The organism is Mesorhizobium sp. M1066 (assembly GCF_040318635.1).
In the GTDB taxonomy this organism is placed as follows: Bacteria; Pseudomonadota; Alphaproteobacteria; order Rhizobiales; family Rhizobiaceae; genus Mesorhizobium.
Map to the genome: position 1 here is coordinate 31,775 of NZ_JAMYMR010000044.1, position 12,969 is coordinate 44,743.

General features: G+C 60.7%; 12 protein-coding genes. 3 read left to right on the top strand and 9 right to left on the bottom strand.

Going from position 1 to position 12,969, the window contains the following annotated elements; genetic code table 11:
* Nucleotides 1-107 precede the first annotated feature (107 nt).
* Nucleotides 108-1,289, bottom strand: a complete 1,182-nt coding sequence (locus NKH52_RS30865; protein ID WP_352735667.1) for a DUF3095 domain-containing protein — start codon at nt 1,287-1,289, stop codon at nt 108-110.
* A gap of 73 nt (nt 1,290-1,362) precedes the next feature.
* On the opposite strand from NKH52_RS30865, the gene NKH52_RS30870 reads away from it, so the two are divergent.
* The gene (locus tag NKH52_RS30870; RefSeq protein ID WP_352735668.1) at nt 1,363-2,451 is read left to right on the top strand and encodes a glycosyltransferase family 4 protein; all 1,089 of its coding nucleotides are present in this window, start codon (nt 1,363-1,365) and stop codon (nt 2,449-2,451) included.
* Complete coding sequence (locus NKH52_RS30875; RefSeq protein ID WP_352735669.1) at nt 2,448-3,209, top strand: polysaccharide deacetylase family protein; 762 nt, start codon at nt 2,448-2,450, stop codon at nt 3,207-3,209. The genes NKH52_RS30870 and NKH52_RS30875 overlap by 4 nt, the downstream gene beginning before the upstream one ends.
* 1 nt (nt 3,210) lies before the next feature.
* Here NKH52_RS30875 and NKH52_RS30880 read toward each other — a convergent pair whose 3' ends face one another.
* Genes NKH52_RS30880 through NKH52_RS30890 form a run of 3 tightly spaced genes read right to left on the bottom strand, consistent with a single transcriptional unit; the run spans nt 3,211 to nt 7,284 of the window.
* The gene (locus NKH52_RS30880) at nt 3,211-4,065 is read right to left on the bottom strand and encodes an MBL fold metallo-hydrolase (RefSeq protein ID WP_352735670.1); all 855 of its coding nucleotides are present in this window, start codon (nt 4,063-4,065) and stop codon (nt 3,211-3,213) included.
* 23 nt (nt 4,066-4,088) lie between these two features.
* Complete coding sequence (locus tag NKH52_RS30885; RefSeq protein WP_352735671.1) at nt 4,089-4,535, bottom strand: cyclic nucleotide-binding domain-containing protein; 447 nt, start codon at nt 4,533-4,535, stop codon at nt 4,089-4,091.
* A 34-nt stretch (nt 4,536-4,569) separates the two neighbouring features.
* Complete coding sequence (locus NKH52_RS30890; RefSeq protein ID WP_352735672.1) at nt 4,570-7,284, bottom strand: ABC transporter transmembrane domain-containing protein; 2,715 nt, start codon at nt 7,282-7,284, stop codon at nt 4,570-4,572.
* Nucleotides 7,285-7,517: 233 nt separating this feature from the next.
* Here NKH52_RS30890 and NKH52_RS30895 point away from each other — a divergent pair, with 233 nt between their 5' ends.
* A complete protein-coding gene (locus NKH52_RS30895; protein ID WP_127292370.1) occupies nt 7,518-8,183 on the top strand; it encodes a class I SAM-dependent methyltransferase in 666 nt (221 codons plus the stop codon).
* Nucleotides 8,184-8,220: 37 nt separating this feature from the next.
* Here NKH52_RS30895 and NKH52_RS30900 read toward each other — a convergent pair whose 3' ends face one another.
* From NKH52_RS30900 to NKH52_RS30920, 5 genes are all read right to left on the bottom strand, one after another.
* A complete protein-coding gene (locus NKH52_RS30900) occupies nt 8,221-9,372 on the bottom strand; it encodes a glycosyltransferase family protein (protein WP_352735673.1) in 1,152 nt (383 codons plus the stop codon).
* The gene (locus NKH52_RS30905) at nt 9,369-10,613 is read right to left on the bottom strand and encodes a glycosyltransferase (protein WP_352735674.1); all 1,245 of its coding nucleotides are present in this window, start codon (nt 10,611-10,613) and stop codon (nt 9,369-9,371) included. Before NKH52_RS30905 ends, NKH52_RS30900 begins: the two co-directional genes overlap by 4 nt.
* Nucleotide 10,614: 1 nt before the next feature.
* Nucleotides 10,615-11,829 carry a glycosyltransferase family protein gene (locus NKH52_RS30910; RefSeq protein ID WP_127292073.1) on the bottom strand — a complete coding sequence of 405 codons (1,215 nt, stop codon included), beginning with the start codon at nt 11,827-11,829 and terminating at the stop codon, nt 10,615-10,617.
* A 440-nt stretch (nt 11,830-12,269) separates the two neighbouring features.
* A complete protein-coding gene (locus NKH52_RS30915) occupies nt 12,270-12,749 on the bottom strand; it encodes an alcohol dehydrogenase catalytic domain-containing protein (protein WP_352735676.1) in 480 nt (159 codons plus the stop codon).
* Nucleotides 12,653-12,865 carry a hypothetical protein gene (locus NKH52_RS30920; protein WP_352735675.1) on the bottom strand — a complete coding sequence of 71 codons (213 nt, stop codon included), beginning with the start codon at nt 12,863-12,865 and terminating at the stop codon, nt 12,653-12,655. The genes NKH52_RS30915 and NKH52_RS30920 overlap by 97 nt, the downstream gene beginning before the upstream one ends.
* Between the last annotated feature and the right edge of the window lie 104 nt (nt 12,866-12,969).

Below are 12,969 nucleotides of genomic sequence, written 5' to 3' on the forward strand. Positions count from 1 at the left end.
ATCTGCTTTGCCGTCAATTCGGACAGACTACCCCTCCCATGGCGCGGCTCACCGGTGCCAAGAACCATGAGTGAGGGCATATTGCGGAAATCGATTTCCGCAAGCAGTCAGCAGACCGGCGCCTTCGCCTTCAGGCTTGCGGCAGCCATCGCGTAGCCGCCGGCGGCGCCATCGATGAAATGAACGTGATCGCGCTGCAGCGGCGAGATGACGAGGCAGGTCATCAAGGCCGACTTCTGGCGGTGCAGGCCATAATTGCAGATGCCCGCCTGTTCCGCCTGCTTCAGCCGGTCTTGGATCCGATGCAGCACATCCGCGTCAACGTCGATGGTGATTTTCAAGCCGTCGTCGAACTTTCGGAAATCCGAATTGCTGGCCACCTCGCGTTTGTAGACCTTCGGATCGAAACGGCCAATCGTCCAGCCAAATCGATCGGTTACAGCCGTGAGCGTCATCAGGAACACGATCCACAGCTTCGACCGCCACCGCCATCCTGCCGGGGCCATCGCCCGCGCCTCGACATCCAGGCCGGCGGGCAGCAGACTGTAGCCCGGGCCGTCCACCGGCACCGGGTGGCCATCGCGCTCCTGCCTGCCGGCGAGGGCGATGATGTCGGAAGCCAGAAACTGAAACCCGCGCAAGTCGCGCGACGCCCCCGGTGTGGCTATGATCGAGACGATTTCGCCATGCCGTGCTTCGATCGGGTTCCAACGGCAGGAAAGGCCGGTCAGATCCGGCCGCGCGCCGACAGGCGCGGGATCGATGCGGTAGCGCCCCGCCTTCATCTCGGCTTCCGCCCAACTGCCGCCACCGCCGGCGAACATGGCATAGAAGGCCGCTTCGGAGGCCTGGAACCTCGCCACGCGAACGTCGAGGCCATGCGCCCTTATGTCCCCTATCGGCACGATCGCGGCGCGCAAGGTCAGGCCCAGTTCGTCCGCCACCCATCTTTGGACGGTCGCCAGCGCGTTGCGGGCGACCTCCAGCGCCGAGCCGGGAAACGCCACGAGTGCGCCGTCGCCGCCGAAGACAAAGGGGAGATCTTGCCGACCCAGCGCATTGAGCAGCGCCGAAATGACGCTTGCGCCGGCCATATTGACGGTTTTATAGCGCCCCGCCTCGACCGCCTTGGTCGAGCCGACAATGTCGGCAGTGGCCAGCGCCCAGCCATCGGGGAGGGGCCGATAGTTATCGATATCGGCAACGCTTTCGAACTTTGCGAAGACCGGCAAAGAAGCGACAAACGGGTCGGACGCGACAGCTGTTTCCATGGCCATCAGATAGCACATTCCACGGCTTGAAGGTGAAGTCGATTACGCTTCGAAATTGACTTGCGCAGGCTTTCCGATGATAGGTCGCGCGATGCGAATTGCCTTCTACGCGCCGCTGAAGTCACCCAATCATCCCGTTGTCTCCGGCGACCGCCAGATGGCACGGATGCTCGTCAAAGCGCTGGAGCACGGAGGGCATCGCGTCGAACTGGCATCTGAGTTGCGCTTCTATCTACGCCAGCCGGAGTCGAAAAGTTTCGCGGCACTAAAGATCGAGGCCGCAGAGGAAGCCGCGCGGCTGACCAAGCTTTGGGATCGTGACGGCAAGCCCGATCTCTGGTTCACCTACCATCCCTATTACAAGGCGCCCGACTTGATCGGGCCGGAGCTGGCGTCGGCCTTTGCTGTCCCCTATGTGACAGCGGAAGCCTCCTATTCCAGGCGACGCAATGCCGGCTTGTGGGCCGATAGCCAAGCATTGGTGGCGCGAGCCATCGAACAGGCGGCTCTGAACATCTGCTTCACCCAAAGGGATCGTCAGGGACTGGCGGATGCTATTCCCAAGGCCACTTTCGGTATGCTTTCGCCCTTCATCGACATATCGGCATTCCGGGAAATCCCGGCACGGGGTTGTCCGACCCGCCTCGTTACCGTCGCCATGATGCGCCCGGGCGACAAACTGGGCAGCTATCGCATGCTGGCGCAAGCGCTCGGATTGATCAGCCATCTGCCCTGGACCATGTCGGTCGTCGGAGACGGGCCAGCTCGCGACGAGGTCGAAGCGCAATTCGCCGGCTTGCCCGGCGATCGTATCGAATGGATCGGCTCGATCGAGCCTGCCGCCGTGCCGGATGTCCTTTATACCGGGGGAATCTATGTCTGGCCGGGTTATGGCGAGGCCTACGGCGTTGCCTATCTTGAAGCACAGGCCGCCGGCCTTCCGGTGGTGGCTCAGGACATCGCCGGCGTGCCGGAAGTCGTGCGCGATGGCCAGACCGGGTTTCTCACCACGCCGGGCGATGTCACGGAGTTTGCTTCCGCCATTGAAAGGCTTCTCGCCCGTAACGATGAAAGAACCATCATGGCCGCGGAAGCCAGGCGTTTCGTTCTCGAAGAACGTTCCCTCGGTGGCGCAGCTGCGCGTCTGGCCGAACTTTTTGCGAAGGTCCCGGTCTCATGACGTCCGATCCGATCTGGCAGCTCTTGGCGGACGAGCTGGCGCGCCTGCAACGGGCGGGCCGCAAGGCGAAGTTCTGGCTGCGCGACGACGACGCCGTGGATCCGACGCCTGCGCTTGATCGGCTGCTCGACCTCACCGGTGAATTCGCGGTTCCGGTCACTCTGGCCGTCATTCCGGCCCTGACCGACGCGAAGCTTGTCGCCCGGCTTGACGAGGCCCCGCATGCCACGGTCGCGATCCATGGCTGGGCGCACCGAAATCATGCGCCCGAGGGCCAGAAAAAGCAGGAGCTCGGCGCGCATCGGCCACGCGAGGCGGTGCTCGATGATCTGGCTCGCGGACTGTCGCGCGTAACCGGCCTGCATGGCGCACGTGCCGTTCCGATGCTGGTGCCGCCCTGGAACAGGATCGACGCCGGCGTGATAGCCGACCTTGGGTCGATAGGATTCGCGGCATTGTCGGTCTTCGGGCCGCCGAAGCCGGCTTCACTGGCTGTCATCAACAGCAATGTCGACATCATGGATTGGCATGGCACGCGCGGCTGCCGCGATCATGGTCTATTGGTCCAGGCTATCATCGCACACTTGCAGCATGCATCCGACGGCGAGCCGATCGGCCTGCTCACCCACCATCTTGTACATGATGAATCGGCCTGGCTTTTCCTCGAACGATTGTTGACAGTCACCGCACAGGCTGAACCCTGTGCATGGCTTCCGATCAGGACATTGATCGGGCGCCGCGCGGGTAAAGGAAAATAGCTCAGCGCTTTCTGTGCGATGAGACCGGGAATTTGAGCGTCTGGCCATCCCGCGCGGCAAAAGCGCCGGCAAACCTGTGCTTGGCCAGCTTCTCCATCTCGTCCAGTTGCTCGTCGGTGCGTGTCGGATCGTGGTGAAACAGCGCAAGCGCACGTGCACCAGCCGCCTCACAGAGCTTGACGCCCTGTTGCCATGTCGAGTGCCCGTTACCGCGGCGGCGTTCCATTTCCTTCTCGGTGTAGGTGCAATCGTAAATGACGAGGTCGGCATCTTCGATCAGGTCGAGCACCGACTGATCGAGTTTGTCCGGCTCGTGCTCGGTGTCGGTGATCACCGCCACGACGCGGCCGCCCCATTCGATCCGGTAGCCTATGCAGCCTCCCGGATGGGTGAGACTGCCGGTCCGAACCACCACCCCTTCGCGCGGCCGAAGCACGTCTCCGGATACGAAATCGCGGCAGTCGAGATTTGCCTTGCAGACGTTCATTTTCACCGGAAACCACGGCGGCCGTATGAACTCATCGATAATCTGCCGGGTCGTCATGCGTCCTGCAAGATGCCCGGACCAAAGCGTAAGCTTGACGCTCGGGTCGAAGATAGGCGCAAAAGCCGGCAGCCCGATGATGTGATCGTAATGGCAATGGGTGAAAAGCAGGTCGAAATCGGTCACATCCGACGCCTGAAGCGCCCTGCCGGCAGGCCGCAGGCCAGAGCCTGCGTCGAACAGAAGCGTATGCTTGCCGCATCGCATCTCAATGCAGATTGTGTTGCCGCCATAGCGAGCGAATTCTGGCCCGGATACAGCAATGCTGCCGCGCACGCCCCAAAATCTGACCAGGAAAAAATCGTCGTCCATGCTACCTTTCGCCCATCATAGCTCTAGGCGCTTCGTGCGTTGATCAGATCCGCGGTCGTATGGCTTAGCCGATCGGCAAGAACCCGCAATATCTCGATGGTCATTTCCGGGAACTCCTTCATAAGCCTCAGGAAATGATCCTTGCGGATTCTCAAGGCCTCCAGATCACTTGCCGCGCTGACGGTGGCAGTGCGGGAGCTGTTGCACAATATGGCGATCTCGCCGACAATCGAATTTGGCAGCAGTTCGGCAACTTTTATCGGCCCGCTGTCGGAATCGACCAGAATATCCGCCCTGCCTGAAAGGATGACATAGGCAGCGTCTGCCTCGTCGCCCTGCCGGAAAAGAATCTGGCCGGCGCTGTAATTCACGCGATCGGATGTGAACGCGAGCAGCTTGAGCTTTGCCGGCTCAATGCCAGAGAACAAGGGAACGCGTTGCAGCATTCCAACTTCATCCTTGAGCAGCATTGTCGCAAACCTTCCTAAATTCGCGTCTGCCAGTCTATGACAGAAGTTCCTTGAAGATACCGTTCTCTGCCAAAAGTGTCTCGTGTGTACCGTCTTCCACCAATTGACCCGAGTCAAAGACGATAACGCGATCGAACATCATCGCCATTGCCGGACTCGTCACGACCCACACAATTGCCGGCGAATGGCCGTCGCGTCTGGCTTCCTCGAGCACGTTTCGCAGCACCTTGTCCTGAATGCGCTGGTCGAGCGCCGACAGCGGCCGGTTGAGAATGAGAAAATCGGGACGCTTGAGCAGAGCCCGGGCAACATCGAGCTTCTGTCGCTGTCCGCCAGTCAGCCGCCTTCCACCGGCGCCGACGTTGAAGTCCAGGCCGACATCCAGAAGCTCGGCATAGAGCCCCAGCTCGTCAAGAATGTCATAGACGATGGAGCGTATGCGGTCCGGGGCGTCGGGATGGTTGTTTCCCACACGGCCGAATAGGACATTGTCCATGACGGTGGCCGCGGCAATGTATCTGGCAGGATCATACCGTTCGATCGCGTTGTGCAGCTCGGGCGGCAGGTTTTCATAGAACTGGTTGCGTGCGGCGACGATCTTGCTCATCAACTCGTCGGTCAGCAGGCCGAAGCGGTGCCGGGGCTCGATATAGGCAAAGCTCAAGGTGATGATCATGGCGCGGTCGGCCTCCGAAACCGCCTCGTAGGGGCGGTTCTTGAGCCGCTGCAGCAAGGTCTCGTAGGCGGGGATCTCCTCGGCGCTCATGAAGGCGAGTTGCTGGAAGAACTGGTGATCTGGCGGCAGGTCGGCAAACAGCTCGATCGCCTGTTCGGCGATCTCCATGCCCATCTCGTAGAGCGTGCTGTCGAGGCCGGCCTGCTTCAGCACGGAAGCAAAGTAGGGATTGGCCGCCAGAGCCTTGTCGGCCAGTTCGGGGCCGGCGGCGGCGCCGAAAAGCAAGTTCTGGCCGATCGTCGCTTCCGTGTTGTAAGCGCCCGGCTCGAAAGGAACCACCAGTTCGCGCAGCCCTTCCTGTTCCAGCCGGGTTCGCAGCGCTGCACGCAGTTCGACGATCCGCCCGGCGAGCTTCGTGTGACGCGTGAGGTCGGCCGAAGAGCGCAAGCCAAGATCCAGAATGTCGCGCGACAGAAGAACCGCGTCGAGCACCCGGCGCACCGCTTCAAAGAGGTCGTGCGGGCCGGTAGCACCGGCGGAAGCATAGTCGATCCAGTCGCTGTGGACGTCGAAATCCGGATTGCCCGACCGGCGCGCCTCGTCCATGTTCCAGCGCTGCTGGTCTGCCGCGGCGCCGTCATAAGTCACCGATGTCAGCGGTGCATGCTTCAACCCGTAGAGCAGGTTATCGCGCAGGCTTGCTTGGAATAGGAAAACATCCGACGAGGCGTAGGACATGCGCCGGCCGGTCACGGCTTCGGGGAGTTCAAGCAGATCATCGGCGCCTGAAGCGACCTTTCCACTCTCTGGCCAGTTCAGACGCGCGAAGGCTTCTGCTAGCGCCTCCGCTCCGCCTGTCGGGGTGCTGACCAGCGCCACCCTCTCAGCCGGCTTGACCTGCATGGAGACACGGTTGAGGAGCATTGCACCGCCATCGTCTGCCATGGACAGACCGACCGCCGATAGCGGGTTTGTCATCGGACCGGGATCGTCGATCGTCAGTGCCGCGATTCCCGGCGCAATGATGTCCTCGACGGTGAACTGTTCGACGACCTGCTGATATTTGACCTGGACATCCTGCCGATCCTGATCCCAGTCGATCAGTTCCTTCATCGGTCCGGGCAGGTCCTTGTAGGCTCCGATCACCGCCACGAGCTGGCCGACGTCCAGCCGGCCCCCGATGACCAGATACCCGCCGATCATGTAGAACAGAAAGGGCGTGAGCTGTGCGAGAAAATTGTTGAGGAACTTTACCATGAATTTCCATTGGTAAAGATCGAAGCGGATCTTGAAGATGAGCCCTAGCCTAGCAGCTATGTCGGCGCGCTCGTAGTTCGACGTGTCGTGGACGTGAACCGTGCCGATACCGTCGACGATTTCGCCAACCCGGCCCGAAAGCGCGCGCGCCGTCAACTGCCGTTGGCGCCCAAGCACGAGCAGCCGCCGCCGCATCCGCGGAATGAGTACGATCTGGATGATCACGATCACCACCGCTATCATTCCGAGCCAGACGTTCTGGACCATGATGAACAGCATGGCCGTCAGCGCCTGGCCGCCGAGCAGCACCGGCTGCAGGAAGGCATCGCCGATAAAGCCGCCAAGCGGCTCCACCTCATCCTTCACCATGGTCGCCACTTCGGCGGATTTCACACGCTTGAAGTAAATCGGCGGAAACCGCAGCACACGATCGATCAGATCGAAGCGGATACGCCGCAGCATGCGTTCGCCGAGGCGGCCCTTGTAAGTGTTGATGTAGAGTTTGAACAGGCCGTTGATGACGACCAGCAAGAGGAACACAAGGCTCAGGGCGAGCAGCGTCTCCTTGCGGTCAAGTTGAAAACCGGAGAAGAACTGGACCTCGCCAATGAACGGCAGGTTATAGTGCAATCTCATGAAGGGCAGGGTCGCGCCGGGTTGCTCGAACCCCTTGCCCTGGATCGGGCCGTTGACGATCAGCTTCGGCAGGTCGAAGGACATGAAATATGGGATCATCGAAAGCAGGACGATCATCAATATCCAGATCTGCTGCTTCCGGGTGTGCGTCCAGATATAGCGGGCTAGGCTGGGTTCCATATGCGACTGTCAGTTTGGAGGATGCAGGCGGTGAAAGCACCTGCTGGCAAACGATGTATCGGCAATATCTTCGCGGATGGACGCCGCTGGTCGGGACAGACGCAATCGGCCCCCTTCACCACCGCGCAACGGCGAAACGGCTGGCGGCATCCTCTCATCCGCAAGTCGAACAGGCTCGCGTGAGGCAATATTGCGTTGTGTCGCCCGAAATCCCAACATAGAAGACGAATATGATGGATGTCACACAAGCACGCAATGCCGGCGGGCACGAACAAGCCTTGGACCTCGCCCGGGGAATTGCCGCCTATGTCGATCACCCTCTCGTCGCCGGGCTGGCGCGCGTCATCGCCAAGCATCCGACGGCCGATATCGCCAACGCCTTCAACCACAAGCAGGTCGCTTGCAAGATGTGGGCGCTCGACGAGCTGTTTGGAAGCTGCGGTGGCCGGTTCGGGCGTATATGGGTGCTGGGTGGATGGTACGGCGTATTGCCGGCAATGCTTTTCAACGACGCCCGTTTCGACATTGCGGCGATCGACAGCATCGACATCGATCCGGAAGTCGGGCCGGTCGCCCGGACCCTCAACCGGGAAGCCGGCGACCGTTTCCAGGCGCTGACGGAAGATATGTACGCACTCGACTATGCGGCCGGGCGGCCCGACCTGGTGATCAATACGAGCTGCGAACACATAGCCGATCTGCGCGCCTGGCTTGCTCTGGTTCCACGGGGCGCGAATGTTCTGCTGCAATCGAACGATTATTTCAGCGAGCCGACGCACATCAATTGCGTGGTTTCACTGGCAGCCTTCGAAGCAATGGCGGCGCTACGGGAGATCAGGTTCTCCGGCGAACTGCGGACAAAAAAATATACGCGCTTCATGCTGATTGGAACTGTTTGAAGCGCGTTGCGCCAATCCAACCGAGATGCGACCTGCGCTAGGATTTCGAGGACCAGGTTCGATATCGCTCGCGCAGGACTTGCGCCGAGCGACGCGCGCCATCCAGATCGAGACGATGCGCAGCTGGCGTCGGTCCCGCAAGCGCCTGTTCGATCGCTTGTGCTAGACCTCCAGGCGTCAGGTCGTTTTCCCTCAGAACCGTCGCCAAACCCAGTTCCTCGAGCATCAGGGCGCGAACCGTTTGTTCTGTTTCGCCGCCGGCTGCAAATGGGACGAGCAGGGAGCGGCAACCCGCGCGCAGGACATCGCAGACCGTGTTGTAACCCGCCTGCGAGACCGACAGGCGGGCTCCGGTAAGCAAGCTGGCGAAATCCTCGCGAAACCGGAAGATGGACAGGCCCGGCGTGGCATCGCGTGAAATCGCGTCAAACTCGTCCTTCGGCAAGTTTGGGCCGGTGATCAGACACCATTTCCAGGCGTTGTCGGCATTCCACGCTGATGCGATGGTGGACCGGACAAGGCTCTTTCCGGCGGCCCCGCCGCCAACCGACACCACAACGTCGAAACGCTCGGAGGCCGCGGGCGCTGGTGACGCGGCAACGAGTCCCGTGTACGCAACCTCGGCCCTGATCGCCCCCGCCAGTGGAAATGTCTTGTCGATGGTTGCGAAAGCTGGATCGCCGTGGACCATGACAAGGTCAAAATGCCTGTTAACGAGATCGACCGTTTCCTCGTTTCGGCCCGGCTTGACGCGCTCCTGAAGGATATCACGGACGGACGTCACCAGCAGCGGTCTGGGCGACGCCGCGTCGACGGCCTCGATCAGCGGCAAGAGTTCGAAACGCATCTGCCGGCGTCCAAATGGAAACGCCTCGACAATGACGATATCAGGCCTGCAATCCCGGAATGCCTGCAGCAGCATCTCTGAACGTCGTCTCTTGAAATCATCGTCGATGGGCTTGCCCTGCAGGTCGACAAGTCCGGAGAATCCTTCATCACCGGAGGTGACAGGTGGCAGGGTTACAGATATTGCCCCCAATCCCGGAAATCCCGCGACCGGCGCTCCGCCAGTGACGACGGTTACGTCAAACCCGTCATCGACCAGAGCCGCCGCGACGCGGCTGGAGCGCGCGAGATGGCCGATGCCGAGCAGGTGCTGGACATAGAAGAAAGCGCGCAGCCGCTTCATTCGACGGCCCGCCACTCCCGTTCGAACAGCTCCTTGAGATGTCCAATGCTTGCCAAATGATCGAAATTGCCGCGCACGCGCGCCTCTGCGGTGTCGCCGAGGCGGGCACGCAGCACGGGATCACGGATCAGGCGCTCCAGCGCCTGTGCCAGGGCAATTGGGTTTTCCGTCGGAACCAGCAGCCCGGTTTCATCCGGCGATAAAAGCTCCGGCACGCCGGAAATATCGGTCGACACGCAGGCAAGCCGCTGGCTGGCCGCCTCCACCAGAACATTCGGAAGACCGTCCCGGTCGCCATTTGCAGTGATCCTGCAGGCCAGGGCGAAGATATCGGCACGGCGGTAGTGCTCAAGCACCTCCTCCTGTGCTAGCGCGCCTTTCCAAGAGATGCGACCATCCAGTCCGAGCTTTTGCGCCAGCGCCTTCAGCGGTTCCAGTTCCTCGCCGCTGCCGATATGCTCGAAACGCCACGCCAAGTCGCCAGGCAGGATGGCAAGGGCTTTCAGCAAGATATCGTAGCCTTTCTTTTCGACGGCGCGCCCGACACTCAGAACGATGACCGGTCCGCTCGGCTCCGAGCCGTCATGCTGTTTTCGCGCCTCGCCGAAAATGCCGAACCGATCAAGATCGAGCCCATGATAGCTCAAATGCACGGACGAGTTGTCGTCGGCGAGTTTTTTCAGACGGTCGAAGCCGGTTTTCGTGCAAGTTACCGTCCAGCGCGCCGAGGAAAGCTTGCTGGCCAGATCCCAGTCCGCCGAAGTCCAGATGTCTTTGGCATGGGCCGAGCAGCTCCAGGGTAGACCAAGAAGCTGGCTGGCATAGCGCGTCACCGATGCCGGCGTGTGCGCGAAATGCGCATGCAACCATACCGCGTCTTCGGGCCATTCGGCCGCTAGCACGAGCGCTTGCCCGAAACGGCGCGCGCGACTGCGCGTAAAGTCGCGCGGGATATCGACGGCCAGCGATCCCAGTGCACGCCAGAAGCCCGGCCGCAGCAAACAAGCAAAAAGCGAGCGAACTACGCGCAGCGGCTCTTCATGCAGATATTCCGGCAGATAATGGACGGGCGCCTTGATCTCGTCATGCACGGGGTGGCGTTTTGCGTCGGTCGGCCGCCTGAGCGCGACGAGTATCAGATCGAACCCCGCACGCTCCAGTCCGAGCAGTTCCTGCGCGATGAAGGTTTCCGACAGCCGCGGATAACCCTTCAGAACCACGACGATCTTGCGATGTTGCAACTCAGTTCATGCCTTCAATAACCGAAAGGTGAGGACCGGCCTGCCGGTCGAGCAGTTCCGCGACGATTTCGGAAATGTGAGGGAGCCCTTCCAGGGTCAGATGCGGATTACTCTGGGATGGACGAGGCCGGTTCGGCAGCGCCACCAGTGCATCGGCAAACCGCTGGGAGTCCTTGGCTTCCTCCGGCAGAAGCATTTCGACGAGGCCCAGTTCGGCCGCGCGCCGAGCGCGGATCAGTTGTTCCTGGCGGGGTTCGATGCGCGGCACGATGAGCGCCGGCTTGTCGAAAGATAGTATCTCGCAATAAGTATTGTAACCGCCCATCGCCACTACCGCCTTGGCGCCGGCAATCAGGTCTTCCATGCGGTTGTCGAACTCGATAATTTTGATGTAGGGGATCGTGGCCCCCTTCTTCAGCAACTTGTTGCGCTTGCGCGCCGGCATGTAAGGCCCAAGCACGATCAGCGCCCTGTGCTGCAATTTCGGATCCTGCTGATAAGCATCGATGACGTCGTGAATCAATTCGGCGCCGTCGCCGCCGCCACCGGTGGTAACCAGGATATAGTCGCCCTCTGGCCGGTGGCCGGGCAACTCGTTCCGCTGCAGGCTCCGCTGCAGGAAACCGACGAATCTCATTTTTGCTCTGACAGCCGGCGGCACATCCAAGCCGGTCAACGGATCGTAGAAATCCGGCGGGCCATAGGCCCAGACCTTGTCGTAGAACAGGCCTATCTTGCGCATCACATCCCTGCGCGCCCACTCTGCTTCGAGCAGATGCGGTGCATCCATCACCTCGCGCAGGCCAAGCACCAGCGTGGTGCCCCGCGTCTTGAGGTAGGACAGCGTGTCCTCAATCTCACCGCGCAGGCCGAGCGGTTCCTTGTCGACGATGAAGATATCCGGCCGGAAGGTCTCGGCTGTGTGGCGGATGATAGACTGACGCATCCTTAGCGTCTCATGCAGATCGATGTCCTTTTCCAACGAGGTGTATTCGCCGTTGCGCAACTTGATGACGCTGGGGATCTTCACGAAGTCGACACGGGCGCGGTAGTCGAAGGCGCCAGCGATAGTCGCACCCGAAATGATAAGCACCTGAAGCCCACGGAAATCCTCGACTAGCGAATGCGCGATAGTCCGGCAGCGCTGCAAGTGGCCGAGCCCGAACGTGTCGTGGCTGTACATGAGAATCCGAGCGTTTTCTGCGTGCTGGGTCATTCTTGAACGTCTCTTAAAATTCTCGCCTTGAGACCGTGAGTGGCCCGCCGGCTTCGAAACCATCCTGGGTTTGGCCGCAATTTTCAATCTATATTGCTTCTATGGAATGCCGTTCAGATATGCTTTCTGATCGCGAGTCCGGAACTGGATGGGTTGGCGAATATCGCCGCGCGGGTGTGAGCAGAGACTTCCTGTTGTATTGTGGGATGGATCGAGGAGGAAAGCGATGTCAAAAAAATCGGCAGAAATCATCCCTCTTGATTCCAATCCGGACTGGTAAAGGTGAAATTCCCCTTGCCCATATAGCCAATTGCTTGATCGGTATACGAAAGGACAAGGTCGCTGGCGCCGCACGGCGCATCGTTGTAGAACTCATTCGTGCGCCATTGCACTCGCCTCGGGACCAAAGGTGCCGCCCATTATTCTCTTGACGGGCGGTCTCATTGTGGCTCACCGACCAGAAATTGAGCCATCTGTCGCCAAGCTAGCCGGAATTTCAGCAAGAATCGAGTGGATGCCAGCGCGGTCGCGACACACCACCCGCTACAGGGTGTGTGCGACACCGGTCGCTTGTCGATCGTTAGGACGTTGGCGGCAATCGAGATCGGTTCGGCCAGCGCCGCCAGACTGAACGGCATGTCGGCCGGAATTGGAATGGCATTATGCGCCGGGACGGCGACGAAGTTACGGAAACCGCCGTCGCGATGGACGCCGATCACTTCGAGGTTGGCGGAGACATTGGAACGGCCGATCCGGCAGGGATAGCAGTGGCCGCACGACACCACGGGGTCGACCACCACGCGGTCTCCCACGGCAACGCCGGTCACATGGCGTCCGAGCGCGGTGACGGTGCCCGCGAACTCATGGTCGATGACGCGCGGATAGACGGCGAACGGATTGGAGCCATGCAGGATGTGAATGTCGGAGCCACGATGCCGACACGGCTGACGTGAACGACCACCTCGCTGGCGCCGGGCTGTGGCATGCCCGGCCGGATTTCCAGCGACTGCGGCGCGCTGACAAGAACCTCAAGCATGAACACTCCAGCTAAGTCTACTAGAGCGGGATGAATTTAGGTTGGGCATAGCCTGCCTCTGTGAAGTAATTTCGGCATTCGGTTGACGTGACGGTGCCGAGGAT

What these genes read in the sequence shown, in the direction of transcription:
- NKH52_RS30875 (WP_352735669.1), top strand. Translation starts at nt 2,448, where the DNA reads ATGACGTCCGATCCGATCTGGCAGCTCTTGGCGGACGAGCTGGCGCGC.
- NKH52_RS30900 (WP_352735673.1), bottom strand. Translation starts at nt 9,372, where the DNA reads ATGAAGCGGCTGCGCGCTTTCTTCTATGTCCAGCACCTGCTCGGCATC.
- NKH52_RS30885 (WP_352735671.1), bottom strand. Translation starts at nt 4,535, where the DNA reads ATGCTGCTCAAGGATGAAGTTGGAATGCTGCAACGCGTTCCCTTGTTC.
- NKH52_RS30870 (WP_352735668.1), top strand. Translation starts at nt 1,363, where the DNA reads ATGCGAATTGCCTTCTACGCGCCGCTGAAGTCACCCAATCATCCCGTT.
- NKH52_RS30920 (WP_352735675.1), bottom strand. Translation starts at nt 12,865, where the DNA reads ATGCTTGAGGTTCTTGTCAGCGCGCCGCAGTCGCTGGAAATCCGGCCG.
- NKH52_RS30910 (WP_127292073.1), bottom strand. Translation starts at nt 11,829, where the DNA reads ATGACCCAGCACGCAGAAAACGCTCGGATTCTCATGTACAGCCACGAC.
- NKH52_RS30895 (WP_127292370.1), top strand. Translation starts at nt 7,518, where the DNA reads ATGGATGTCACACAAGCACGCAATGCCGGCGGGCACGAACAAGCCTTG.
- NKH52_RS30890 (WP_352735672.1), bottom strand. Translation starts at nt 7,284, where the DNA reads ATGGAACCCAGCCTAGCCCGCTATATCTGGACGCACACCCGGAAGCAG.
- NKH52_RS30880 (WP_352735670.1), bottom strand. Translation starts at nt 4,065, where the DNA reads ATGGACGACGATTTTTTCCTGGTCAGATTTTGGGGCGTGCGCGGCAGC.
- NKH52_RS30865 (WP_352735667.1), bottom strand. Translation starts at nt 1,289, where the DNA reads ATGTGCTATCTGATGGCCATGGAAACAGCTGTCGCGTCCGACCCGTTT.